Annotated in this window: 18 protein-coding genes; 9 read left to right on the top strand and 9 right to left on the bottom strand. The window is 41.0% G+C overall.

Translation table 11 applies throughout. The annotated features are described in order from the left end of the window. Positions 1–14: 14 nt before the first annotated feature. The gene (locus J8L86_RS15760; protein WP_211030983.1) at positions 15–3,608 is read left to right on the top strand and encodes a VCBS domain-containing protein; all 3,594 of its coding nucleotides are present in this window, start codon (positions 15–17) and stop codon (positions 3,606–3,608) included. 858 nt (positions 3,609–4,466) lie between these two features. Here the strand turns inward: J8L86_RS15760 and J8L86_RS15755 are convergent. The 4 genes from J8L86_RS15755 to J8L86_RS15740 all read right to left on the bottom strand — a co-directional run bounded on the left by J8L86_RS15755 (position 4,467) and on the right by J8L86_RS15740 (position 8,762). Continuing rightward, positions 4,467–5,051 (bottom strand): lipid-binding SYLF domain-containing protein, encoded by a 585-nt coding sequence (locus J8L86_RS15755; protein ID WP_211030982.1) that lies wholly within the window; start codon positions 5,049–5,051, stop codon positions 4,467–4,469. Positions 5,052–5,297: 246 nt separating this feature from the next. After that, on the bottom strand, positions 5,298–7,361 hold the full coding sequence (locus tag J8L86_RS15750) for a S9 family peptidase (protein WP_211030981.1): 2,064 nt from the start codon (positions 7,359–7,361) through the stop codon (positions 5,298–5,300). A 29-nt stretch (positions 7,362–7,390) separates the two neighbouring features. Next, positions 7,391–8,224 carry a hypothetical protein gene (locus J8L86_RS15745; protein WP_082972287.1) on the bottom strand — a complete coding sequence of 278 codons (834 nt, stop codon included), beginning with the start codon at positions 8,222–8,224 and terminating at the stop codon, positions 7,391–7,393. Positions 8,225–8,369: 145 nt separating this feature from the next. Then, positions 8,370–8,762 carry a nitrous oxide-stimulated promoter family protein gene (locus tag J8L86_RS15740; RefSeq protein WP_065108871.1) on the bottom strand — a complete coding sequence of 131 codons (393 nt, stop codon included), beginning with the start codon at positions 8,760–8,762 and terminating at the stop codon, positions 8,370–8,372. Positions 8,763–9,071: 309 nt separating this feature from the next. Here J8L86_RS15740 and J8L86_RS15735 point away from each other — a divergent pair, with 309 nt between their 5' ends. From J8L86_RS15735 to J8L86_RS15705, 7 genes are all read left to right on the top strand, one after another. Further along, positions 9,072–9,815, top strand: coding sequence for a hypothetical protein (locus tag J8L86_RS15735; RefSeq protein ID WP_065108870.1), 744 nt, complete (start codon positions 9,072–9,074; stop codon positions 9,813–9,815). A gap of 219 nt (positions 9,816–10,034) precedes the next feature. Further along, on the top strand, positions 10,035–10,373 hold the full coding sequence (locus J8L86_RS15730) for a hypothetical protein (protein ID WP_065108869.1): 339 nt from the start codon (positions 10,035–10,037) through the stop codon (positions 10,371–10,373). A gap of 19 nt (positions 10,374–10,392) precedes the next feature. Further along, the gene (locus tag J8L86_RS15725) at positions 10,393–11,865 is read left to right on the top strand and encodes a protein adenylyltransferase SelO (protein ID WP_211030980.1); all 1,473 of its coding nucleotides are present in this window, start codon (positions 10,393–10,395) and stop codon (positions 11,863–11,865) included. Positions 11,866–11,939: 74 nt separating this feature from the next. Further along, complete coding sequence (locus tag J8L86_RS15720; RefSeq protein ID WP_065108867.1) at positions 11,940–12,275, top strand: DUF3630 family protein; 336 nt, start codon at positions 11,940–11,942, stop codon at positions 12,273–12,275. Next, on the top strand, positions 12,268–13,311 hold the full coding sequence (locus J8L86_RS15715) for a serine/threonine protein kinase (RefSeq protein WP_080917017.1): 1,044 nt from the start codon (positions 12,268–12,270) through the stop codon (positions 13,309–13,311). The genes J8L86_RS15720 and J8L86_RS15715 overlap by 8 nt, the downstream gene beginning before the upstream one ends. A gap of 175 nt (positions 13,312–13,486) precedes the next feature. Continuing rightward, the gene (locus tag J8L86_RS15710) at positions 13,487–14,101 is read left to right on the top strand and encodes a thiol:disulfide interchange protein DsbA/DsbL (protein WP_055026161.1); all 615 of its coding nucleotides are present in this window, start codon (positions 13,487–13,489) and stop codon (positions 14,099–14,101) included. A 399-nt stretch (positions 14,102–14,500) separates the two neighbouring features. After that, complete coding sequence (locus J8L86_RS15705; protein WP_055026160.1) at positions 14,501–14,713, top strand: DUF1107 domain-containing protein; 213 nt, start codon at positions 14,501–14,503, stop codon at positions 14,711–14,713. Here J8L86_RS15705 and zapB read toward each other — a convergent pair. Continuing rightward, a complete protein-coding gene (zapB, locus tag J8L86_RS15700) occupies positions 14,710–14,910 on the bottom strand; it encodes a cell division protein ZapB (RefSeq protein WP_055026159.1) in 201 nt (66 codons plus the stop codon). The genes J8L86_RS15705 and zapB overlap by 4 nt on opposite strands. Positions 14,911–15,270: 360 nt before the next feature. Here zapB and J8L86_RS15695 point away from each other — a divergent pair, with 360 nt between their 5' ends. Further along, positions 15,271–16,362: a branched-chain amino acid aminotransferase gene (locus tag J8L86_RS15695; protein ID WP_065108865.1), complete on the top strand. Its 1,092-nt coding sequence runs from the start codon at positions 15,271–15,273 to the stop codon at positions 16,360–16,362. Between the two features lie 79 nt (positions 16,363–16,441). On the opposite strand, the gene J8L86_RS15690 is transcribed toward J8L86_RS15695, so the two are convergent. The 4 genes from J8L86_RS15690 to J8L86_RS15675 all read right to left on the bottom strand — a co-directional run bounded on the left by J8L86_RS15690 (position 16,442) and on the right by J8L86_RS15675 (position 24,775). Continuing rightward, positions 16,442–20,959 (bottom strand): EAL domain-containing protein, encoded by a 4,518-nt coding sequence (locus J8L86_RS15690; protein WP_247663459.1) that lies wholly within the window; start codon positions 20,957–20,959, stop codon positions 16,442–16,444. A 319-nt stretch (positions 20,960–21,278) separates the two neighbouring features. Continuing rightward, a complete protein-coding gene (locus J8L86_RS15685) occupies positions 21,279–22,211 on the bottom strand; it encodes an acyltransferase (RefSeq protein ID WP_065108863.1) in 933 nt (310 codons plus the stop codon). A gap of 4 nt (positions 22,212–22,215) precedes the next feature. Beyond that, positions 22,216–23,112 carry an acyltransferase gene (locus J8L86_RS15680; RefSeq protein ID WP_055026156.1) on the bottom strand — a complete coding sequence of 299 codons (897 nt, stop codon included), beginning with the start codon at positions 23,110–23,112 and terminating at the stop codon, positions 22,216–22,218. A gap of 142 nt (positions 23,113–23,254) precedes the next feature. Beyond that, positions 23,255–24,775, bottom strand: coding sequence for a YifB family Mg chelatase-like AAA ATPase (locus J8L86_RS15675; protein ID WP_080917014.1), 1,521 nt, complete (start codon positions 24,773–24,775; stop codon positions 23,255–23,257). Positions 24,776–24,796: the final 21 nt, after the last annotated feature.

Below are 24,796 nucleotides of genomic sequence, written 5' to 3'. Positions count from 1 at the left end.
TTGGAGTCATAAAAATGAATAATAAATCTCTTTTATCGCTCATCATTGCGACAGGCCTATTAGGTTGTGGCGGTGATGACGGTGCTGAACTCGATGGAAATACTCGCGGTAGTATAGCAATAACCGGAAGCAATTTTATCGCTGGCGAAACAATCTCTGCAGCAGCTACTGATGCTGACGGAATTCAAGCAGACACCATTACCTATGTTTGGTCAACAGGTACAATCGGCACATCTTACACAATTACTGAAGCTGATGAAGGCACTGTCATTTCTGTTTCTGCTAATTATACCGATGATGCAGGCTTTACCGAAGGCGTAGGTGCATCTACACCCACTATCAACCCGACCTTAGATGTTTCTGCTAGCATTATTAAGGGACCTATTGATGGTGCAACTTGTGACATATTTGAAGTTGATGATAGTGGTGCTGCGGTTCTTCCTGAGCAAGGCACTGCAACCTCTGACACTTCAGGTGGCGTTACTTTTATTGACGTACACTTCGAAGGTGCGGGTTTAATTGCGTGTACTGGCGGTACTTATACGGACGAGTCAACAGGTTTAACCTTAGATGCTCCTCAACTAAGATCTGTAGTGAATGTAGTTGAAAATATTATTGAGACTGATGATGAGGGTGTGGAAACCATACTACCACCACCTACCTATGTAGTTTCTCCTTTAACCGAAATGGCTGTTCAAAACACGGGTAGTGATTTAAACCAGTTTGCTGACGCAGCTGAAATAATTAATGCTCGTTTTGGTATTCGTTTTGATACAACAGAAGTGCTTCCTACTTTAGTTGGTACTGTTGAACTTGGTGCTGATGGTGCTGAAGATGCTGATAGATATGGTTCTGTGCTAGCGCTACTATCACAAGTTGATGCAGACAACGCAGACGCAGATTTATCTACCGTTATGGAAGATCTTGCTAGTGACGTCGCTGATGGTTCTTTTTCTGAAGAGTCTTTAGTTACACTTGAGACAGCACAAATTAATTTGCAAACGACTTCACAAGTTGCTAGTTCTGTTGATGAGGCGTTACTTGACGGAATTGGAGCCGCTGTTGGTTATAACAATGACCCTGTTGCAGCAATCATCGAAGGTGAATTTGGCGGTACTGTTCAACATACTGCTACGGATCCATTAACTGGTTCACTAAGCATTATCGATCCAAACTTCGAAGAAGATGCTTTTGTTGCTCAAACTGATGTGGCACTTGATTATGGTACATTTAGTATCAGTGCCAACGGTAGCTGGTCTTACACGGTTAACACTGCAAATGATACTTTAGCGAACCTTGAACTAGGTGAGTCTGTAAGTGATTCAATCACTATTGCTTCTATTGATGGTACCACTGCTGATATTAATATTCGTGTTGCTTCACTTACTCAAGTTGTAAAAATAAGCGATACAGGCGGCGATACGGGTGAGATTAGATTTAGCGTTGATAACCTTCGTCAAGGTAAGTTGACTGCATCTATATCTAAAGAGGTTGCGCTTGGTAGTGATGGAAATATTAAAGATGCCTACATTACGCTTTATGGCTCATCTGGTAGTTCTAGTGAATCGCTTATAGATTTGCGTATTCAAGGAACTCAAACTCAAGACGACGGCACTGTCATTGACCCTCGTTTCTTTGTTCGAAATACTGACAGTGACGCTTACCCTGGCAATATAATCACTGCCCCATTTGTTGAAGAGCAGTTTTATGATGTAGAAATCACATGGGACTTAGATCAGGCAGATCAAATCACCGTGACTATTGATGGTGAAGTGATTGGTGGAGGTTCATTCTCTACTGCAGCAGTTGTTGACTCTGATTATACAGGCTTAGACCAGTGGTTCGCTGATGGTGTTAAAGCTATTCAATTTAGATTCGGTGATAATGATAGAACGATTCCTTTCGGTTCTTTCTATGCTGATAACATTGAAGTATTTTCTGATACCGCTGGCACTACAAGTATATTTTCAGATGACTTTGAAGGCTATGATGCAGGTGAAACTTTAGATGGTACAGACAGCAAATATAGCTTAGCTATTTACGCTGAAGTGTCTGTATTTGATGCAGGCGATGGCACAGAAGAACCTACGCCAGCAGTATTCTTTGATTTAACTGGAAGAATTGCAAGTGATGAGGCAACGGCAGCAGGTGCTGTAAGTGTACTTGACCCAGATGATGGCGAAGCTTTTGTTGTTCAGACAACCTTAATGGGTACATACGGTACATTAGCAATTTTAGAAGATGGCTCTTGGACCTATACCCTTGATACTGCTAATGCCACGATTGCAGCACTTGTTGTGGGTGAAAGTGAACTCGATACCTTTACTATTGAATCTTTTGATGGCACTACCGCTGAATTAGCAATCACAATTACAGGCACAATTGTTGTTGATACTGGAGCAAACAATGTTGCCAGAATGGCTGATACATCATTAACTGCTGACGCTGAGTTACGTTTAACAACGGAGCCACTTGCTGAAGGTTCTATTTCTACAACCATTAAGCTACAAGCAATTTCTGGCTTCACTGCTACACCAGAAGTTTCTGAAGATAATACCGCTTACATCAGTATCTATGGTGGCTCTGCTTCTTCAAGTAACTTAACGGGTGAGATTGTCTTTGCTAAAGACGGTGCTGTTAAGTATCGTGATGCAAATAAAGATCAACAAACCATTGATGGCTTAACTTATTTTGATGATACAGATATTGATGTCGTTCTTGCTTGGACAGCAACAGGTTACTCACTTTCAATTGATGGTGGTACAACGTTCTACGGTCCTTATGAAGCAATCAATACAGGTACAGCGACAGAAACGTATCAAATTCGTATTGGTAGCTCTTCGAAAGAGTCAGCAAAAGAATTACTCGCTGATGATATCGTCATTGCTGATGAGAGCGATATGGCAGTGCTATCTGAAGACTTCGAAACTTATGCAGAAGGTGAAGATTTAAGTGCAATGTATTCAAGTTCTGCTGAAGCAACCGTTAAGACCATAGCGGGAAGTAGTGTAAATAAAGTTGCTCGAATGGCTGACACATCACTAGACGCTGACGCTGAGTTACGCTTAACCACGACTCCACTTGCTGAAGGCTCTATTTCAACAACCGTTAAGTTACAGGCGATTGCTGGCTTTACTGCAACACCGGAGGTTAGTGAAGATAATACCGCTTATATTAGTATTTATGGTGGCTCAGCCTCTTCAAGTAACCTAACAGGCGAAATTATCTTTAGTAATGATGGTAGTGTTAAATATCGTGATTCATCTAAATCGCAGCAAATCATTGATGGCTTAACACATGCAAATGATACCGATATTGATGTAGTGCTTGAATGGACTGCAACAGGTTATTCACTTTCAATTGATGGTGGCACAACCTTCTACGGTCCTTATGAAGCAATCAATACAGGTACAGCGACAGAAACGTATCAAATCCGTATAGGTAGCTCTTCTAAAGAGTCAGCAAAAGAGTTACTCGCTGATGACATTGTTATCGCTGATGCAAACGATACTGCAATGCTATCTGAGGACTTCGAAAGTTATGCTGTGGGTGACGATCTAAGTACGACTTACTCTAGTTCTGCCGAAGCAACAGTGCAAGAAGACTAATTAACTTGCTGTTGTAAATTAATGTTTTAAATAATGTGTTAAAAATGCCGCTTATTGATAGCGGCATTTTTTGTACTTATTTTGTAGACTAAAGTGTGCTATTTGAATGCGACTTTCGCTCTTTTAAAAGTGATAAATAGCAAACAAAGTATCTATTTTTCCTCTTTATCTTTTTATCTTTAGCGAGTTTTTAAATATCCAGCTATAAGCATTTTAATAAATAGGTGAATGAAAAAACAGATTTTAGGTCAAGCTTTTAGAGCGCTTGAGATAATTCAATGAAAGGCAACCATACAATAAAGAGACCTTTATGCCGTACCTGAAATAACGGCCAAAATTGTTAACTGATCAGTATTAGGTAATGACTTGATTGATCTCGTCACTGTAATTAAATAGCCACCCATTTGTTTTGCTTTACTTTTACACTCATTATGCTTAAACATCTCAATAATATTACTTATTGTCGTTCCCATATAAATCAAGAATATATTGGGTCAGTGTAAACTTTAATTTATTACCATACATTTTCTAATATCACAGCTCACTTTTATAATTTCTGCATTAACTTACTTTTGTACAAAAGTGAGCTAGAAAGAGCTAATGTCTTAATCGTAATAAAAGAACATGACACTATTCTCGTTTATTAGTGAATATTACAATTTGTCAGCTTATGGTTATATTTTATATCAGGATATGGTTATATCTTTAAGCTAAGATCTTGAAAGTCAGATAAGGGTTATGTCAACTTATGATCGCATCGACAAATAAGCTCAAAAGGGTTTGGCTCTTATTTTAGAGAGTAAAAAGGCTGCTATTGCAGCCTTTTTAATGGGTGACAGTTTTATTGTTTAAATAAGCTTATTTCGGATCAAAGCTGAAAGCTTGACCGGCAATGGCCGCTTCATACATAAAGCCACCTTTAGCCGCTGTAAAAATTGCCATGCCATTCATATAACTTGCTTTGGCTGCTGTGCGATTTCCAGCATTACCTGCAGCGGCAGAATTACCAGTCGAGCCAACTTGAGCGTTTGCACCAACAGTAATGGCGACGGCTGAGGCTTGGGCGCTAAATTCGAATGTGCCACTGGTAAAGTCGTCGTATGCAGCTTTATTTTTGAAGAAGATAAGCTCGCTGTATGCTTGTCCGCCCAATTGAAAACCAATAGACAGCTGAGATAGGGTTGAGTCACCAGTGTGGCTGCCACCACGATAGACTCGACCTGAACCATAGGCGGCGCCGATACCTACACCACCTTTACCTACTGTTGGATAAACGGCATATCCATAAGCATCATTGAAAAAGCTCTGCACTTCTGGGGCTTTGTTAAAGTCAGCAATGGTCTTTGCGTATTTGTCAGCATATTTATCTGCATGGGCAGTGGTAGAAAAAGTAAGCCCTAACAGCGCAACGCTCAGTGCTAAGACGGATAAAATATTTTTCATGCTAACTCCTGTTAATCGATATCGGATTGGTTTCAGCTGTTATGTAGGGTCACTACTTGCTCATTAATGTTAATGGCAAATCATGTTCGTATTCACAATAAAAATGAGCTGAATTGATGCAAGTTTGCAAGCAGCATATCAAAGCCGTGAGTCAAAGGGCAAAAATAACGCGCTTATTGTCAGCTAAGGTTCAGACTACTGACGCGAAGCGCGCTTAGGTACAGTCTTGATTTGAAAGGCTGTTTTCTAGTCTTGTATACCTAGCACATAATAATCAAACCATTTCTTGTCCCATTCCATTTTGGCTTTTCGGTGCTGATATCGACTTAATCCATGACCTTCATCTGGGTACACAACTAATTCAACGGGAACATTAAGGTAGTGCTTTAAAGCACGATATAACCCTTGAGCATGGCCTAAAGGCACACGTTGGTCGTGTTCGCCGATATGAATTAATGTAGGCGTGTTAATGTTATTGGCATAGGTCAGTGATGACGCTTTTTTATAAGCTTCTGGCTGTTCCCACGGTAATCCCTGCATAAAGTTCACTACATGACCTGGGGTATCTTCTAACATCCACTGTAAGCGCTGATCGAAAACGCCTGCACCAGAACTTGCTGCTTTAAAGCGATTGGTGGTGCTGATGAGGGCATTCGTTAAGTAGCCGCCATTACTCCAGCCCATCACTGCCATTTTATCTTCATCAGCGATGCCTTCAGCGATTAAATGATCAACACCAGCAAGAATATCGTTGACTTCAATATCGTGCTCTTGACCTACTAAGTCAGTGAGAAACTTATCACCGAATCCCGTTGAGCCACGATAGTTTGGCGATAAGATCGCCCAGCCATCCGCCGAAAATGTGCTGCGTCCGTATGAGCGATGTTGCAGTGCATAAGGTGTCGCAGATGTAGGACCACCATGGATTTGTACTATCAGTGGTAATCTCCCTTGCGACGCTTTATAGCCATGTGGAAGTTCTAAAATACCCTCAACGGTAGCGCCATCAGGTGCTTGCCATTTCACGATGGAAATCTGTGGTAATTGCCATTGTTTTACTTGCGAGTTGATGTCAGTGATACGTTTAATTTTAGCGCGGCGATTATCAGCATCAGCAATAAAAAGGTCGCTAAAATGAGTTAAGCCATTATGGCTCAGCACGAGCTGTTTACCTGATGAATTAAAATCATAGCTGCCGACTACGATGTCAGCATCTATGACTTTACGGCTATCACCTTGCTTGTTCTTGATAAATTCTGTGCAATAAATTTTTACTCGAGCAGACTCTGCACCGCGATAACAAATTTCATCACTGTTTGGACGCCACTGAATATCTTGTCCATTTAAGGTGACCTTACCCGGGCGAGAGAGCTCGGTTATGCTGTTGTTGCCTTTGGCGGTGTCAGCGATAAATAACTTGCCTGGGTGACCGTCAAAGTCGATGCGAAAGGCCAATTGCTGATTATTATCATGCCAAGCTAACCCTAATAACCAACCGTAAGGTGATGGAGCTTGTTGACGCCATTGTTGATCAGCCAATACCTGATGACGTTGTTGCTTCACATCATAAATATCAATGTCAGACCAACCCTCAAGTTTTACTAATTCATTATCTTCGGTCGTAATTCGGGCAATTTTAGTTTGGGCATTATTAACACTGAATTGCCAGACTACCTTATCGTCATCAATTAAAGTTTGTTGTTTGTAGTGTTCTAAATCAAGCACATAGAGTGGATTTGACTGGTGTTCACCATGACCATATTGAGGCGCATCATGACGGCTGCGCATCTCACTCCAGACATCGGTTTCTTCGGTGGTTTTATTGCCAGTAAAGTACAAGTTTTTACCATCATGGCTTAACTGAAACGCATTTACCCCTTCAGTTTCTTTGGTCAATGGCTGTAAGTCCGCACCACTATTAGTCATTCTAAATACTTGGTTTTTGCCATTCAGTGGCGCTTTTTCATGGCTGTCAGTACGTTTTGAGAGAAAGTAAATATATTGCCCGTCTGGACTCCAAACTGGACTTGCTTCATTTTCATTACTGAATGTGAGGCGTTGAGTTTGACGGGTTTTAGTGTTGACTTTCCATAAGTCAGATTGGGCTTTATCGAGCGTTTCATCCCAACGACTTTCTACCCAAATCGCTTCTTTACCATTAGGGCTAAAACTCACTTGTTTCATCATGGCGATGTCAAAAAAGTCATCAATAGTGATTTTTTTTAGTGCAGATTCGGCTGCTGTCTGAAAAGAAATACTGAGTAGAGAAATAAGCCCAATTGGGCGAAGGCGGGTTAATAACGTTGACATGGAGCTCCTTTCCTTATTCTTGATGTGTGTTAATGGAGTCGCTTTTCTGAGGCCGTATCTTCATTGATGATGGTTTGTAAATAATTCAATTCTTCAGAATTTAATAACTGCTCACTGGCTTTTTGTGGCTTGTGTGATTGATTCTGATTGGCGCTATTGTTGTTACCTCTGAGATAGGCTGCACGAGTAATTTGATGCAAACCATATAAGGCAAAACCATAAACCGTTATCAGCAGTGACAATCGTGCAATGGTATGAGCTAAAACTGAAATAGTATCACCGAAATAAAATGGGATTAATACCATCACTATGCGCAGTACCCAATTAAGCAATATTCCAGCAGTAAGTATCAGTAACCAGCGCAATCTAATATCTTTTAAGCTTTGTTGGTTGGTTAATTTAAAGCGTTTTTTATGTTTGCTGATGGTATTGAATATCAGCCCAAAATAGATGGCACTTTGTAAAATGATGAACCCAGGCATGACTAATGCAATCGTGTTGATATGACGGAGTTCGCTAACTGAATTGACCACTTGTGTTGAAGCGGTCGGATCCAGCCCAATGTTGAAAAACACTGCAAACATAATGGCAATCATAGTGATTAACGTCGGTGATAGGTGTTTGAGAATATTACTATCTGATACCGGAATTTGCAGGCAAGCTTTACAGTATGAATAAAGTAAAGGCATCAATAAAAAGTAAAAGGGCACCATTAAGGTCAAAATGAAATGAATTTGAATCGGCGCATTTTCACGGGTGATTGCCCCAGTGGCAAAAAAAAGTGCAATGAGCAAAAATAACGAGCCTAATAAACGATTACTTTGTGTCGTGCTAGGATCGCTGTTGGCGTATATGTAGCGCACATATAAGCCTACCCCGAAGCAATGAATACCGCCGAGTAATGATAACCAAATATAAGCTTGCGAGAAAAACGGTCCGAGTTCGATCAGTTACCCCTTATTTCATTCTAAGTGATAATACCTCTAAGCGACTATTTCGACCAGTATCCTAAGCTTTTTTTTGCTTTCTTATGTGACGATTTGAAACGCCTTCAGGTGGCTTACCTGGCGCGGGTTTTCTTTCTGATAATAAATGCTTAATCGACATAATGGGATGGGGGAGCAGCATTCGTGGTCCTGAGTAGATCATTATCTCTCGGACTTTTTGTTTCATGTGGGGTTTATAGCAATGAACTGGGCATTTATTGCATGTTGGTTTGTCTTGACCGTAAGGACAGCGATCTAATCGAGTTTCGGCATATTCAAGTAATGAACGACATTCTTCACACAGCTCTTCACCTTGTGTCTGTTGATGATGAGCACGACAATATATGCCAGCCATGGCTGTCATTGTGTTGAGCTCAAACAGTAATTTTCCTGAGAGAATAGAAGATTCAGACATCAATAAATACCTTAGTAATTTACTCGGGTATGAGTAGTGTAACTAGCTTCAATGATTCAGTTCAATTTAGGTGATTATAAGCTTGAGCTAAAGCACAAAAATCTCAAAATTTGAATTTATCCCCACTTATCATGTTTAATGGCACAAAAGCAGGATAAATACTTGATTTATTGCTGCACAATAGCTTATTAATACTAGATAACCTGCTCAAAAAAGCAGCGTGAAAATTAATCTCTCTTGAATAGACTTTGAGCTTGACTGCTTAGCTATTTAAATACACACAAACATGACACAGGTATGGTGTTATCAATGAAATATATTGTCATTATTTTATTAGTCTTGTTGGGCGTTTATTTGTACCGTCGAACGCAGAAGGTTGCTCAAAACGAATTAGATGAGAAAACATCTGCTCAACAAGAAAAACCGCAAGAAACGACAGTGTCAGAAGATGTGATTGACGTAGAAGCAGAAGTCGTGGAAGAAACAACTGAAAAGGCTGTTGATGAGGTTGTCGTTGGCGCTAACACTGTCGTGCCAGAGCCAGAGCCAGAGCCAGAGCCAGAGCCAGAGCCAGAGCCAGAGCCAGAGCCAGAGCCAGAGCCAGAGCCAGAAGTTGTAAAAGAAAAAGAAAACGAAGAAACGGATGTAAACTTGCCTGCTACAGGTGCATGGGCGGGTGATGTGTTTGCTAATCTCGTTAGCAGTTTTGATGCCAGTGCAGATGTCACAGCGCAGCATCAAACGTTACTGAATATTATTGGTCATAGTTATAAATTGCGTAAACAGGCAGATTATTGCCAATATGGTGCGCAATTGGCCGATAACTATTTAGCTGTTTATGCCAAGTACCAGCAACAGAATAAGGTTGCTGCTGATGAAAAAGGTCCAGGCTTTATGCAGTTATCAACCATGCTTAATGATACTAAGCAGTTTGATAAAGCCATTATGCTATGTGAGCAAGCGCTGCAATATCAGCTAAGCGATGGAACTGTTACTGGTTTTGAAGGTCGAATTAAACGTATCGAGAAAGCAAAATCTAAAGCTGCAGGCTAAGGGCTATTTAACCTGTTGGTGAATACTATTTCACCTAGATTCAATTAAAGCGGACTTAGGTTCGCTTTTTTATTGCTAATATCTTTGTTAGTTATAGACATATTGATGGATCTTGCCATTATAGGGCGCGTTTGAGCCAACGGAGTTGCAATATCGCGCTACTTTTTGCTCGGCGAGTTAATGCTTCCCTTCACTTTTGAGGAAATTAAGAGGTTTTTTATGAATACCAAAGTACTGACTTTGTTGGTTTTATGCTTAGGAATATTCAGCTTGTCAGGCTGTATTCGTACACCTGAATGGACTCTTTTTTATTACGCAGACCAAGCTAAAAAGCCGGCTAATCCGATACAAGCGGATTATATTGCGGGTTATTATGACACGCTTGAGCAGTGTCAGTTAAAAGGCGATGGTATGTTACGCCTTAGTGGAAAAAGCCTTGTTGAAATAGACAAGCAGGCCCTAGAAAATGCTACAGCAATACCTGTAGCTATCGAAAAAGGATATCAATGTGAGCAGCTATGTCAGGTCGATGATGAAAATGTGATTCATTGCCAATAGCCTGCTTTAGGGAAGATGAATGCAGCTAAAACAAGATTTTTTTGAACAACTTGAAGGATTTTATTCGCAGGTTTACCCGCTGCCTATTAGTCAACCTCATTGGCTTGCTTGGAGTGATGACGCCGCGGCATTAATTGGCCTAACTAAGCCCACCGATGAGTTACTGATGCAGATGTCAGGTAATCAACAGATACCTGGTGCGAGTTATTATGCGCAAGTGTATAGCGGTCATCAGTTTGGTGGTTATTCACCACGACTGGGTGATGGTCGTTCAATTATTCTAGGTGAAGCATTTAATGGGCAAGATGCGCATCCACAAGCTTGGGACATTGCCTTAAAAGGTGCAGGCCCAACCCCGTATTCCCGACATGGCGATGGCCGAGCAGTAATGCGCTCTGCAGTAAGAGAGTTTTTGGCATCGGAAGCGCTCGCAGCTTTATCTGTTCCTACTACACGTGCCTTAGCCGTTATAGGTTCTGATTTGCCCGTTTGGCGTGAATCTCAAGAAACCGCTGCTATTACCGTAAGGCTGGCAAAAAGTCATATTCGTTTTGGTCATTTTGAATATTTTTGTCATAGCGAACAAGGAAGTAAAGATAAGCTTATTCAGTTACTTAATTTTACTATTGCCCAACATTATCCGCATTTATCGCAAGATTATCACGGTTACAAAGCCTGGTTCACACAAGTGGTTAAAGATACCGCTGTGCTGATTGGTCATTGGCAAGCCGTTGGTTTTGCTCATGGGGTGTTGAACACAGATAATATGTCTGTTTTGGGCGACAGCTTTGATTTTGGCCCTTTTGCTTTTTTAGACACGTTTAAAGAAGACTTCATCTGCAATCATTCTGATCCAGAAGGGCGTTATGCGTTCGGTCAGCAGCCTGGTATTGGGTTATGGAACTTGCAACGTTTAGCGCAAGCATTAACGCCTGTGATCGAATCTGATGATTTGGTCGCTGCACTGAATACCTACCAAGCAGAATTAGTGAAGCAATACTTGTTATTGATGCGGGCTAAATTGGGCTTATCAGTAACAGAGCAGATTGCCAATTCGGCAGAACAAGACAAACAAGATTTAGACCTAATAGGCCGATTTTGTGGGGTGATGCAGCATAATATGTTGGACTACACCAATACCTTTAGGGCTTTTGGTAACTTGGATGTCAATAGCGCTAAATCCAATATTGCTGATGAAATCATCGATAGGCCAACATTTGATGCTTGGTATAAGGACTATCAGCAACGAGTGGGAAAAGTGACAGATATTGAGGCTTGGCAAGGTGCAAGAAACAGTGTCAATCCGAAATACATTCTGCGTAATTATCTTGCACAGGAAGCCATTGTCGCCGCAGAAGAGGGAGATAATGGTAAATTGGTTGAATTACACCGGTTATTAACACAGCCCTATGCCGAGCAAGAACATATGTCACACTATGCTCAGCGTCCGCCGCAGTGGGGGCAGGGATTAATTATGTCTTGTAGCAGTTAATTTTTATTTTAAGCATACGATAAGCCGAACAGTAAACATGTAGGCTTATCAATAACGCAGGTTTACCTAACTATATGAATAGCGAAAAGCCCGTGATTGGCTTGCATTCAATCGCATTAGACAAAGAGTCGCTCAGTATTTTAATCCGTGCAGATATAGATTTTGAGCAGTTTGAACAATTTGCTGAGCCATTGGCCGCGGCGATGGATTGCGAAATCCGTGAGCAACAATGGGGCGCAGATAGACATCAATGGCTATTGAATTTTGAAGGTAGTCAGCTTTGGTTACATTACGAGTTTTATGGCGATATTTGTTGGATATCGACCGATGTCGCCTCGGATATTGAAGTGTTAACGTATTTAATGACGTTATTAACACCATTAGTCACAGTGAAGGGCGCAAATGAGTAATCGTCAAATAGATAACGATTCGACAGAGCAAGCCAATTCGAATAAAAGCCAAGATGCATCATTTGACTTTCAAGCTTTAACGCCTGACTTAATTTTAGATGCTATCGAGAGCTTAGCGGTATACCCAGAAACCGGTTTATTGGCTTTAAATAGCTATGAAAACCGTGTTTACCAATTTCGGTGTGATCGTGGGAATCGATATGTGGTTAAGTTTTACAGGCCGCATCGTTGGTCTGAAGAACAAATTCAAGAAGAACATGATTATGCGCTGGCATTGGCTGCAGAAGATATTCCTATTGCTGTCCCAGCGATTATCGATGGTAAGACTTTACACCACTATCAAGGCTATAAATTTACGCTATTTCCTTCTATTGGTGGGCGTGCTTTTGAGGTCGATAATCTCGACCAATTAGAGTCTGTTGGTCGCTTCATTGGCCGTATTCATCAATATGCCAGTAAACAAGCATTCCAATATAGAGAGCCAGTTTCATCAAAGATTTTGGGTGATGATGCGTTGGCGTATTTACAACAATCTGGTCAAGTGGCTGATGGCATTAGCCAGCAGTTTTTTACCGTGGCAGAGCAAGTGTTAGATAAAGCTAAAAGTGCGATGTCAGGGCATCAATTTCCAACGATTCGTCTGCATGGAGATCTGCATCCCAGTAATATTTTATGGACGCCCGATGGCCCAGGCTTTGTGGATTTAGATGATGCAAGGCAAGGTCCTGCAGTACAAGACATATGGATGATGCTAACGGGTGATCGATCTCAACGGCTGTTACAATTAGACGTCTTGCTAGAAGGTTACCAAGAGTTTTACGATTTTGACCAAGGTCAGCTCGCTTTAGTTGAGCCTCTAAGGGCCTTGCGCATGCTTCACTATAACGCTTGGTTAAGTAAAAGATGGCAAGATCCCGCATTTCCAATGAACTTTCCATGGTTTGGTGATATCAAATACTGGGAACAACAAACCTTAGCGTTTAAAGAACAACTTGCAGCGTTAGATGAAGCACCATTAAGCTTGATGGGATACTAGGTGTTAACTAACGTAGATTGTTACAAATGTTCTTGATAAGGTCTTGAGATATTGCAATAACCTAAATTATGATACGGTTTAGGTAATACATACATTAGCTCTGCGTAAAGCAGGCAATAGATGGCAAATTTTAAAATTAAAAAATAATTTAAGATTGCACACTAAAGGAAGCAAAATGAAAAAAGCACTATTAATGGCTGCAGCACTACTTTTAGCCCCATTGGCGGCAACTGCTGCAGATTATAAAGAAGGTGTACATTACACTGTGATTAATGAAGGCCCTGCAACGTCTAAGCCTGAAATTACAGAGTTTTTCTCATTCTTCTGTGGCCACTGTTATAACTTTTCAAAAACAGTTGTTCCAAAAATTGAGAAAACATTGCCAGAAGGTGTTGCGTTTAACCAAGCACACGTAGAGTTTATTGGCCGTGAAATGGGCACTGAAATGTCTCGTGCTTTTGCGATTGCTCACCAGTTAAATGTTGAAAAGAAAATCGAACATGCAATTTTCGTTGCTATTCACGATACTAAGCAACGTTTCACTAGCCAAGATGATATCCGTATGCTGTTTATTGCTAACGGTGTTGATGGTAAAGACTTTGATGCGGCAGCAAACTCATTCATGGTGAATGCACAAATGTCTAAAATGAAGCGTGATACTGAAAACGCAAAACTATCAGGTGTGCCTGCATTAGTGGTTAACGGTAAATATCGTGTTGAGACTGGTTCAATTAAGTCTTATGACGAGCTTTTAGATATCGCTTACTACTTAACGTCTAAAGATAAGTAATCGATTAAGATTAACTAAGACGAATTATTGACGCAGTATTTGTTCGATAATTTGATAAAAAAATAGAGCCAGCAGTGGCTCTTTTTTTATGTCTGTATTTTGTGAGGTTGATTGTCCAACTACCTGAAAAAAAGCAAAAAAAAACCGTAGGTTTCAAAATTATTCATTTCAAAACGATACGGTGTTGAGCCAATTGGCTCGTTATTTACCCTGAGTAACGTTAAATACTCTATCAAAGCGTCAAAAAAATGGCAAGTGTCATTTTTGTGTTATTTCATTATTTGAACTTAATCGCTGAATTTAAGGTGAAAAATGTTTAACTTTACGAAACTCTTTGGGGATTTATATTGTCAAAGTGAAGTCATCAAAAACCAATAACAACATGCTTGAGGAGTTCTCATGAGAAGGTTCCCCGTTTACGCACCTAAGCTTATTGTCAAACATGCACGTATTTTTCTTACAGGGGTTATTTGGGTTAAAGATCTAGGTTGCTTAGAGTTTAAGAAGGGACGTTTTTTAATGCCAAAAAAAAGCCTGCCAAAAGTAAAGCAGGCTGTTTCAGAACTTAATGAGCTATTAGCTGCTCAGCATAATGAAGCTAATGCTATTTAGCTTTCGCTATTAAGTAATCCAACAAGACCGTTAACTTTGTCATTCCAAGAGTTGAGGTCTTGTTGTAGTTGTTGATTAGTCTCAGTCAACTGAGCGTTCTTTTGCTTCTCTTCTTCAAGCTCCATTTTAAGTAGCTCAGCATTTTCAAGAGTAGCCTGGATTTTGGCTTCCAGTTGGGACAATAATTCAAGGCTCATATCGGGAGTCCTAATAGTTTCTGGATGGAATGCTGATTCTAGCAGTGACTGGGGTTTAAGGAATAGACAAATCTGTTAAGTGGTTAAAAAAAGTACCAGTTTTACTACTATTTTCTAAGCTTTAATCACCTTGAGCTGTATTTAGGTAATTTTTTACTGATATCTAGCAGCAATCCCTGATGTTCAGTGTCCCATGAAAGTCTTACTCATTAGATAAACCTCGTTTTAAAACGGCCTTTTTTGGGAATTGTCATCTTGTGCAGAACGATTGACGGTTAAATGTCATCCACATTGTCCATTTGCTTGACATTACAACTGATGATTCATAGTCTGCTAGCTCTGTTTTCAAGGTGGTAGCAAATGGACATCAAATATAATTTAAAATCGTCACGCCGTACTGAGCAATTTCATCCAGAAGGTAATGTTGGATTTGGTAATCTCAGAACTGATCATATGTTTTTAATGGATTATCGAGATGGCCAATGGTGCGATCCACGTATCGAACCTTATGCTCCTTTTGAGATTGCGCCAGGTGCAATTTCATTGCATTACGGTCAGTCTATTTTTGAAGGCGCAAAGGCCTTTATGCATGACGACGGTGAAATCTATACCTTTAGATTGAATAAGAATGCGGAACGTTTAAACAACTCTGCAGATATCTTATGTATTCCTAACCTTGATGAAGAGATTCAACTTGAAGCCATTAATGCGCTTATTGATGTGGATCGTTTGTGGTTCCCGATGCAAGATGGCGCTTGTTTGTATATTCGTCCTTTCATTTTTGCGACCGAAGATCGTCTATCGGTGAGTCCTAGCCTGAATTTTACCTTTTGTGTCATTTTAAGCCCAAGTGGCGCTTATTATGCTGATGGGGTAAGCAAAGCGATTCGTTTACTTATTAGTAAGAAGTTCCACCGTGCAGTATCGGGTGGCACCGGCGCATCGAAAGCGGCGGGTAACTACGCTGCATCACTGCGAGCGGGCCAAGCTGCTGCTGAATATGGCGCTGCTCAAGTGTTATATCTTGATGCTAACAATCAACAGATTGAAGAAGTGGGCGCAATGAACCACTTCCATGTGCTTAAAGATGGCACTGTAGTGATCCCAACATTTACTGATACGATTTTAAAATCAATCACCTCGCAATCAATGCTTGAGCTAGGGCACCTATTAGGCTGTGAAGTGCGTCAAGAGACGATCATGCTAGATAAGTTTATTGCTGATATCGAGGCGGGTGAAATTGTTGAGGCAGGTGGCTTTGGCACCGCAGCAGTTGTGTCACCTGTGGGATCGTACATTTTTGAAGATGGACGAGTGGTAACTGTTGGTGATGGTGAGGTCGGCCCGTGTATTAAGCGAATCTACCAAATCTTTACTGAACTACAAAATGGTCAGCTTGAAGGCCCTGAAGGCTGGGTTAAACGTGTTGAGCGAGTGGCTCCTAATACATAGTAGAATAATACCTAGTGCAGGTGTTTTGACCAATAAAAAGGCTCCTAAGGGAGCCTTTTGTGTATCTATCGCATGCCTGTTAACTATTAGCTTTCTCAAGTTTGTCTTGCTGTAATACGGCCAAACATTCATCTGCTGGCAGAGGTTTACTCAGCAAGAAGCCTTGGACTTGATCACAGCCTTCTGACTGCAAGAAGTCGAGTTGTTCTTGGGTTTCTACCCCTTCAGCAACGACATTCAGCTCTAAACTATGGGCTAAGGTAATAATTGCACTGGTTATTGCTGCGTCATCAGGATCTTCAATGATATCGCGCACGAACTCTCGGTCGACTTTTAACGTATCAATAGGGAAACGTTTTAAGTAACTCAAGCTCGAATACCCAGTCCCAAAGTCATCAATAGCAATGGTGAGTCCTAAGGCTTTAAGTTGCGACAGTACTTCCACTGAATCCTTTGGATTACCCATGATCATCGATTCGGTTAACTCAAGCTCTAATGCTCCAGCAGGTAACCCTGAGACGGCCAATGCGACTTCAATGGTTGAAATAATATCCGCTTTTAATTGTCTTGCTGAGAGATTGACGGCAACTGAGATATCTTCAAAGCCTTGTTTATGCCATTCAGCAAGTTGATTACACGCTTCATCAATGGCCCAGTGCCCAATGGCGTTGATCATCCCAGTTTCTTCTGCCAATGGAATAAATTCAACGGGTGAAATAAAGCCAAGCGTTTTACTTTCCCAACGCAGTAGCGCTTCAACGCCTAAAATTTGCTTGGTTTTAATATCGTATTTAGGCTGATAAACCAGATAGAGCTCGTTACTTTGAATCGCTTCTTTAAGCCCAGCTTCAAGCTCAACATGACGGGTGGCATATTGGTTTAGCTCTTCGGTGTAAAACTGGAAGTTATTGCGACCTAAAGATTTTGCATGATACATGGCGGTATCTGCATACTTGATCAGTGAGGTACTGTCGTCAGCGTCATTAGGGAATAAACTGATACCGATAGAAGGCGAGACAGTAATATTTTTATCTTCAAGTAAGAAAGGCGCTTTAAAGGCTTTAAGCACTTTTTCAGCAATGATGGTAGCCGCTTTTAACTTGGCGACCCCTTCCAAAATAATGGTGAATTCATCCCCGCCTAGACGGGCAACGGTATCGCCTTCACGAATAGCATTTTGCAATCGACTCGCAACGGCTTTTAGCAGTAAATCACCCACATGGTGTCCCATGGAGTCATTGATGTGTTTAAAGCGGTCTAAATCAAGGAATAACAAGGCAACAATTGATCTCGAACGATGGGCCTTAGTGATAGCTTGATTAAGTCGATCTTGGAATAAGGTTCGGTTTGGCAGGCCTGTCAATGGGTCAAAGTTTGCTAAAATTCGCAAATCTTCTTCCGCTTTTTTACGGCTCGTGATGTCAGTAAATACCGCAACAAAGTGGCTGGTCTCACCCTTAGTATCAATGACTTGGTTGATTTCTAGCCAAGCCAAAATACCTTTTTTATCTTTAGTTCGAATGTTGATTTCACCGGCCCAATGCTTTTTACGCAGTAGCTGTAATTCGACATTATGGTAGAAATCTCGAGAACGCTTTCCATGGGCGAGGAATAAGAAATGCTTGCCCGCGATGGCATCAGGCTCAAAACCTGTTATTCGACTGAAAGCAGGGTTTACTGAGCGAACACGGTAATCTAGTTCTCCCACCACTACGGCCTCATTCATACTGTGCAGTACTTGAGTGGAGAGTTTTAGCTCGTTTTCAGTTTCTTTTCTGACAGTGATGTCTTTATGGGTTCCTGCCATTCTGACCGGTCTGTCTTGTTGATCCCATTCAACAACCTTGCCTCGATCGATTAACCAGATCCATTTGCCCGCTTGTTTTTCAACACGATATTCAGCTTCAAAGAACTCAAGTTTACCTTCAAGATGTTGATTAAGAATTTTCGACACCCTAGGTTTATCTTCTGGGTGAATATTATTAATCAAAGCTTGATCTTCATTACCAAGGCGCAGCGGTGGCACCATGTCCGTTCGGTAGACTTTATTTTCACGTATGTTCCAGTCCCACATGCCATCACCAGACGCCCATAACGCCAGTTTCAGGCGCTCTTCAGAGGCGCGGATACTGATTTCAAATTCACGCTGTTGTTCACGCTTTAGCTGTTTAAGATAAATCAGGAAAGTAATCGCCAGCATGATGGCAATACCATAGATGACGTAAGCTGCTTTACTTAAATAAAACGGTGGGACGATTGTAAATTTGATACTAAACGGAGCTTGGTTAAAACTGTTGTCTGTTAACGTGAAGCGCACCAGTAACTCATACTCTTTAGGTGCAAGACCTGTAAAAGTAATATTGTTGGTATTGTTAAGTTCAACCCAATCGTTATTGTGCCCGACTAATTTATAACTTAATTGGTGAAATCCTGGGTAATTGTATTCAAGCGCACTGACTTCAAAACGAATGACATTATTCGCAAATGGCATAGTCAGCTCAGGAGGATGAGATAAGTCATGCAATTGATGATGCTCATTTCCAATGGTATAGCTCGTAAGCGCTAATTTGACATCAGGCCTTTCTGCGGGCACTTCATCTGGGGTAAATTGGTTAATGCCATTAATCCCGCCAAACCATAAGTCACCATCTGCATCCCTAAACTTGACCCCACCATTAAATTCGTTGGCTTGCACACCATTAAAGACATTAAATGCCACGAGTTGATTATCAGGAGTGACACGAATGATGCCTGAGTTCGTGCTTAACCAGAGGTTTTGCTGGTTATCTTCGAGAATGGCATAGACCGTGTGTTGCTTTAATGATTCATTTAAAGCTTCAAAGTGAATGCTACCGTCTGCCAGTTCAATAATTTTGTCGACACCGCTATGGGTTGCCATTAAAAAGTCACCCGTGCTGGTAGCAATAAAATCACGGATACGATTATCACTCAGTGTTGATTCGTCCGCGGGTTGGCGAACTTTTAACGTGAGTTTTTTATCATCTGGCTTTAGCCTTACTAGGCCTGCCATTGTCCCAATCCAAAGGTTATTTTGATGATATTTTAGAGAAAGAATTGAACGCTCTTGAGGAGAGTACGTCTCTTGGTAATCAAATTGATATTGATGTAGTACCCCTTCGCCAGGTAAGACAAAATACAGTCCATTACTGCTCCCCACCCATAAACGCTGTTTGTCGTCTAACGCAAGCGAGCGTATATGCAACGTGTTGGGAATAAGGTGGTCAAATGCCGGTAAAAAACTGAGCTGTTGATCCGGTGTCAGTCTGGCTAAACCATGATCTGTTCCGAACCATAAGTTGCCATCGGGCGTTTCAGTTATTGCATGTACCGTGATGTTTAATTCAGATTCATTAAGGTTTAATGCTGTGGCAAACAAGTCATTGTAATAATAAAATTGGCCTTGTTTTTCATCAAAGGTTTTAACGCCTGCGCTTTCGGTTCCAACCCATAGTCTGTCTTGGCTATCACGAAATATAGCTCTGATCATATTAGCCATTTTGGGCTTAGATGGGTGCATTTCATAAATATGATTAAAATAGACTTGGTTAAGATTAAGCTTGTTAATACCAGAATAACGAGTGCCTAACCACAATGTACCATCGGGCGCGAGCATGATGGTTTGTAAGTTATTTTCGCTGATTGAATGACGGCTATTAGGGTCATATTTATGGACTTTACTGCGCCACTGACCGTCGATTAAATCAAGTTGTATTAATCCTGCATTAGCACCAATAGCCCATACTTGTTGGCTATTGCTGATGACAAAATCATGAATTTCGTTAAAGATGGTTGGCTGCTGATTAGTCCATACGAGTGTTTTTTCATGGGTGATGAGATCATAGCGAACTAGCTCGTTACCTATCGCGAACCAAACAGAGTCATCTTGAGCGTTAGTATGAATGCTATTGACTCTTAAATCTGCAGGGATATCTAAGCGAATGATGGTATTGCTATCAATGGCAAATGTGCCGCTTTGCTCAGTGCCAACAAAGATATATTTATCATCGACATTGGCGACATAACTGATACTGGGGTCAATGCTATTACTGATACTAATCTTGGTGATTTTATTGGTTTTTAGCGAGAGGGTATAAAGGCCTGTTTTGGTGCCAATCCATAATGAGTCACCAATTAAACTTAAGCTGGTTAAGCGTAAGTCATTTAGTCCGCTTTCTAAGCCATAGTTGGTGAACTTGCCAGTGGCTAAATCTAGTTTGCTGAGGCCTTGAGAGAAGGTTGCAACCCATAAGCTATCGTCGGGTGATTGCAAGATATCAATAATGTAATTACCGACAATGCTAGACGGGTCGTTACTGTCATTGAGAAAAATATCAAACTCGATTCCGTTGTAGCTATGCAGTCCATCTTGGGTTCCGACCCATAGCATACCAGCCTTATCCATAAACAGTTTGGTGACTGAGTTTTGGTTCAGCTCATTAGAGCCTTCGAACTGATCAAACGACAATAAATGATTATCATTTTTAGGTGTGATTGCGATAGCTTGAATTGTCATTGAGATGATAAACATCGCAATGACAAAAGACGTGCTAAATAATGTGGCTAAACGTAAATTCAATCTGCACCTTTAGTAATTAGAATAAACACCTAGTGATGTTGGTTGCATATTGTTAGTTAGGATGTAAATGCTTAACAAGAATAGTCATAGCGGAGAGAAATAACACACTATCCGTTTGTTAAATACACAAAAAAAAGCATTTAAATCGTCTTAAGCAACCATATTACGTAGCTATATGCTTTATTTCAAATTACATTTCAGTTTTACGTAGGATGGATGTTGCAAAAGCTTAATAGAGTTAACAATTTACTTAAAAGTTAACGCAATAAAGTAAAAAACACGCTGAATAGCGTGTTTTTAGTCATGTTCGATAATGCTATTAATTATCTTGTTTTTGATCAGGGGCATGTTGCTGGAAAATTTCCTCAAGCTGCTGGTCTTTATCAAACCAAACTTGATTTAACCAACGTTGAAATTCAACCCGGGTTTCAGCTTCCGAGAAATACACTTCAGAATCGACTTCTGGCACAGGCATTTGCTCAATACGTACGACAATCTTTTTCACCCGCCCTGACATGACTTCGTACAAAATGCCTTCTTTTGCTTTAGCATCAGCATCAGGGTAGGCCAATGTCATGTTCAATAAGCCAGTAAACTGCTCACCCATAGCTGAAAGAGTAAACGCAATTCCACCTGCTTTAGGACGCAATAAATGACGATAAGGTGATTGTTGGCGACGATGTTTATCTTCAGTGAAACGGCTACCTTCAACATAATTGATGATTGACGTTGGGATATGGATAAACTTCTCACATGCTTTGCGAGTCGTTTCTAAATCTTTGCCTTTGAGTTTAGGATTCTTTTTTAGTTTGGCTGGGCTGGTTCGGTTCATAAATGGCATATCCAATGCCCAACAGCCTAATCCTAAAAATGGGACAAATATGAGCTCTCGTTTTAAAAAGAACTTCATCATTGGTACGTTGTTGCGCAAAATATACGTTTGTGCAGCAATATCAAATCCACTGACATGATTACTGATAATTAAATACCAGCCATTTTCATCCAGTCCTTCTAGTCCCTCAATGTCCCATTCAATTTTGGCGATTAAATTTAAAATGCCGCCATTACATGATGCCCAAGCCCACATAAAGCGATTCATTAATCGTGAAATATGGTTACGACCTAGAGCCACTGGCACGAATAATTTAATGATGCCGCCAATACTGATTAATCCTGCCCATACGACAGTGTTAATAATTAAAAGTAATGAACTGATAAAGAACAGTATCGGACCTGGTAAAAAACTTAGCATGGAGCTAAATACCTCTAGTTATTTTGTCAGCCATTTCGCTGATTTTGTTATCTTTTTCGAGCCATAGTTGATTGAGTTGATTTTGGAACTCAATTTTAAACTCACGATCTTTACTGTAGTCACCACGCATTGCGTCAGGAATCGTCGTCACTTGAATATCAACATGGACTTCATCGAGGCCATTACAAATATATTCCCAATAGGAAGGTATTTTATCAGGATAATAAATGGTGACATTGACTAATTTATTAATCTGGCTGCCCATTGCGTCAAGGGCAAATGCCATTCCGCCTGCTTTAGGTTTTAATAAATGACGATACGGTGAGGCTTGTTTTGTATGTTTGCCAGGATGAAAGCGAGTTCCCTCGACAAAGTTCATTACACTCACAGGCTTATGCTTGAATTTTTCACATGACTTGCGAGTTATCTCAATATCTTTCCCTTTAAGTTTAGGGTTCTTTTTAAGTTGTGCTGTGGAATAACGGCGCATAAAAGGGAAATCTAACGCCCACCAAGCTAGCCCTAACACTGGAACATAAATGAGTTGCTGCTTTAAGAAAAATTTCAAAAAAGGAATTTTGCGGTTAAATACTCGTTGTAAAATTAAGATGTCGACCCAAGATTGGTGGTTGGCAATGACCATATACCATTCTTTTTCTGAAAACTGACTATCGCCAGTTAACCTTATCTTCGTTGGGTGCAATATTGACTCAATCACACCGTTAACAGTGATCCACGCACTGGCACAGTTATCTAAAATATAACTGCATATTTTACGAATGATGTTTATTGGTAACACTTTGAATATACTAAATATAAGTATAGGTATTACCCAGAATACGGTATTTATTACATAGCAAATAAATGCTATCGATCCTTTAATTTTTGCAAACAGCGGCATCTAGCTCTCCTGTGAATGGAGGCTTATGTTACTCCGTGAAATGATTTGGCTCAATCCGAAGGACAATAATATCGCAATTTTTACGCAAAAATTACACGCTGTTAAGTCTGTATCATTGACTTACTATGATGATTGTTCGTACTCACTGCTGACTCAATCGATGCATCAATCTATCCATAGCTCGATATCCTAATGCTTGAGCAATATGACGTCTTTCAGTTGTTTTGGATTGTTGTAGGTCTGCGATGGTTCGAGCAACCCGCTGGATCCGATGAAAGCTTCTCACAGATAAACCGAGCTGCTGCACACTTGCGTCTAAAAACTCTAAGTCAGCTTGGTTCATGTTTAAATGCTGTTTTAACAGTGAAGGGGACAGTTCACTGTTGAGCAAACCTGCGCGTGATAACTGTATCTGTCTTGCTTGATTGACCCTTTTGGCAATACTTTCACTGCTTTCAGCCGTTTGCTGGGGTTGGGTGAGAGTGCCTGCTGGCAGTTTAGGGACTTCGATTGTTAAATCAAAACGGTCTAAAAATGGACCTGAAAGTTTAGATAGATAACGCTGAATTTGGTCGGGGGTTGAGCGGGCATTATCTACATCGCCACAAGGGCTTGGGTTCATGGCTGCAATCAGTTGAAAACGACTCGAGAATTTTACTTTTGCTGCTGCGCGAGAAATGACGACTTCGCCAGACTCCATAGGTTCACGTAGGCAATCTAATACTTTACGTGGAAACTCGGCTATTTCATCTAAAAACAATATTCCTCTATGGGCTAGTGATATCTCACCTGGCTTTGGGATGCTGCCACCGCCAACTAATGAAATTGATGAGCATGTGTGGTGTGGTGCTCTAAAGGGACGTTCAAGAAAAGCGTTTGGTTTGATGTTTAACCCTGCGACAGAATGAATAGCGGCAACATCAATCGCTTCTTCATAGCTGAGCTTGGGCAATAGCGGAATGATTCGGTTAGCGAGCATACTTTTGCCGGTGCCGGGAGGGCCTAAAAATAAAGTGTTGTGCCCACCTGCTGCAGCGATTTCTAACCCTTGCTTGGCCTGATATTGGCCTATGACTTCGCTTAAGCATAACTGCGGGCCTGTTGCTTCATCTTCAAACCATTGCGGTTGCTGGTCAACAAGTGGTAGTTGAGCTTGACCATGCATAAAGGCGGCAAGGTGTTGTAAATGGGCAACAAAGTGAGTTTGCTCAAAGCCGACTAACTCTGCTTCTCGTCTGTTTTCTAAAGGGATAAACAATTGATGTTGTTGGTTTTTGGCTGCAATGATTGCTGGCAGTATGCCAATACATGGACGAACCTCTCCCGATAACGCCAGCTCTCCAATAAATTCACTGTGAGCCAATTTATCCGACGGCACTTGGCCTGAAGCCGCTAAAATACCGATTGCAATGGGCAAGTCATATCGACCTCCTTGTTTGGGGAGATCGGCTGGAGCGAGGTTAACGGTAATGCGCTGCATGGGAAACTCAAAGCCGGCGTTGATTAATGCGCTTCTAACCCGTTCACGGGCTTCTTTTACTGAGGTTTCTGGTAATCCGACTAAATTAAAAGCAGGTAATCCATTACTTAGGTGAACTTCGACTGTGACTTTAGGGGCTTCAACGCCGCAGCAAGCACGTGTGACAACGCAGGCAATCGCCATAAACAAATCCTTTTGTTTTTC

This window comes from Shewanella sp. MMG014, from assembly GCF_018100775.1.
Classification (GTDB): Bacteria; Pseudomonadota; Gammaproteobacteria; order Enterobacterales; family Shewanellaceae; genus Shewanella; species Shewanella japonica.
This window is presented reverse-complemented; position numbering and strand designations above follow the sequence as displayed.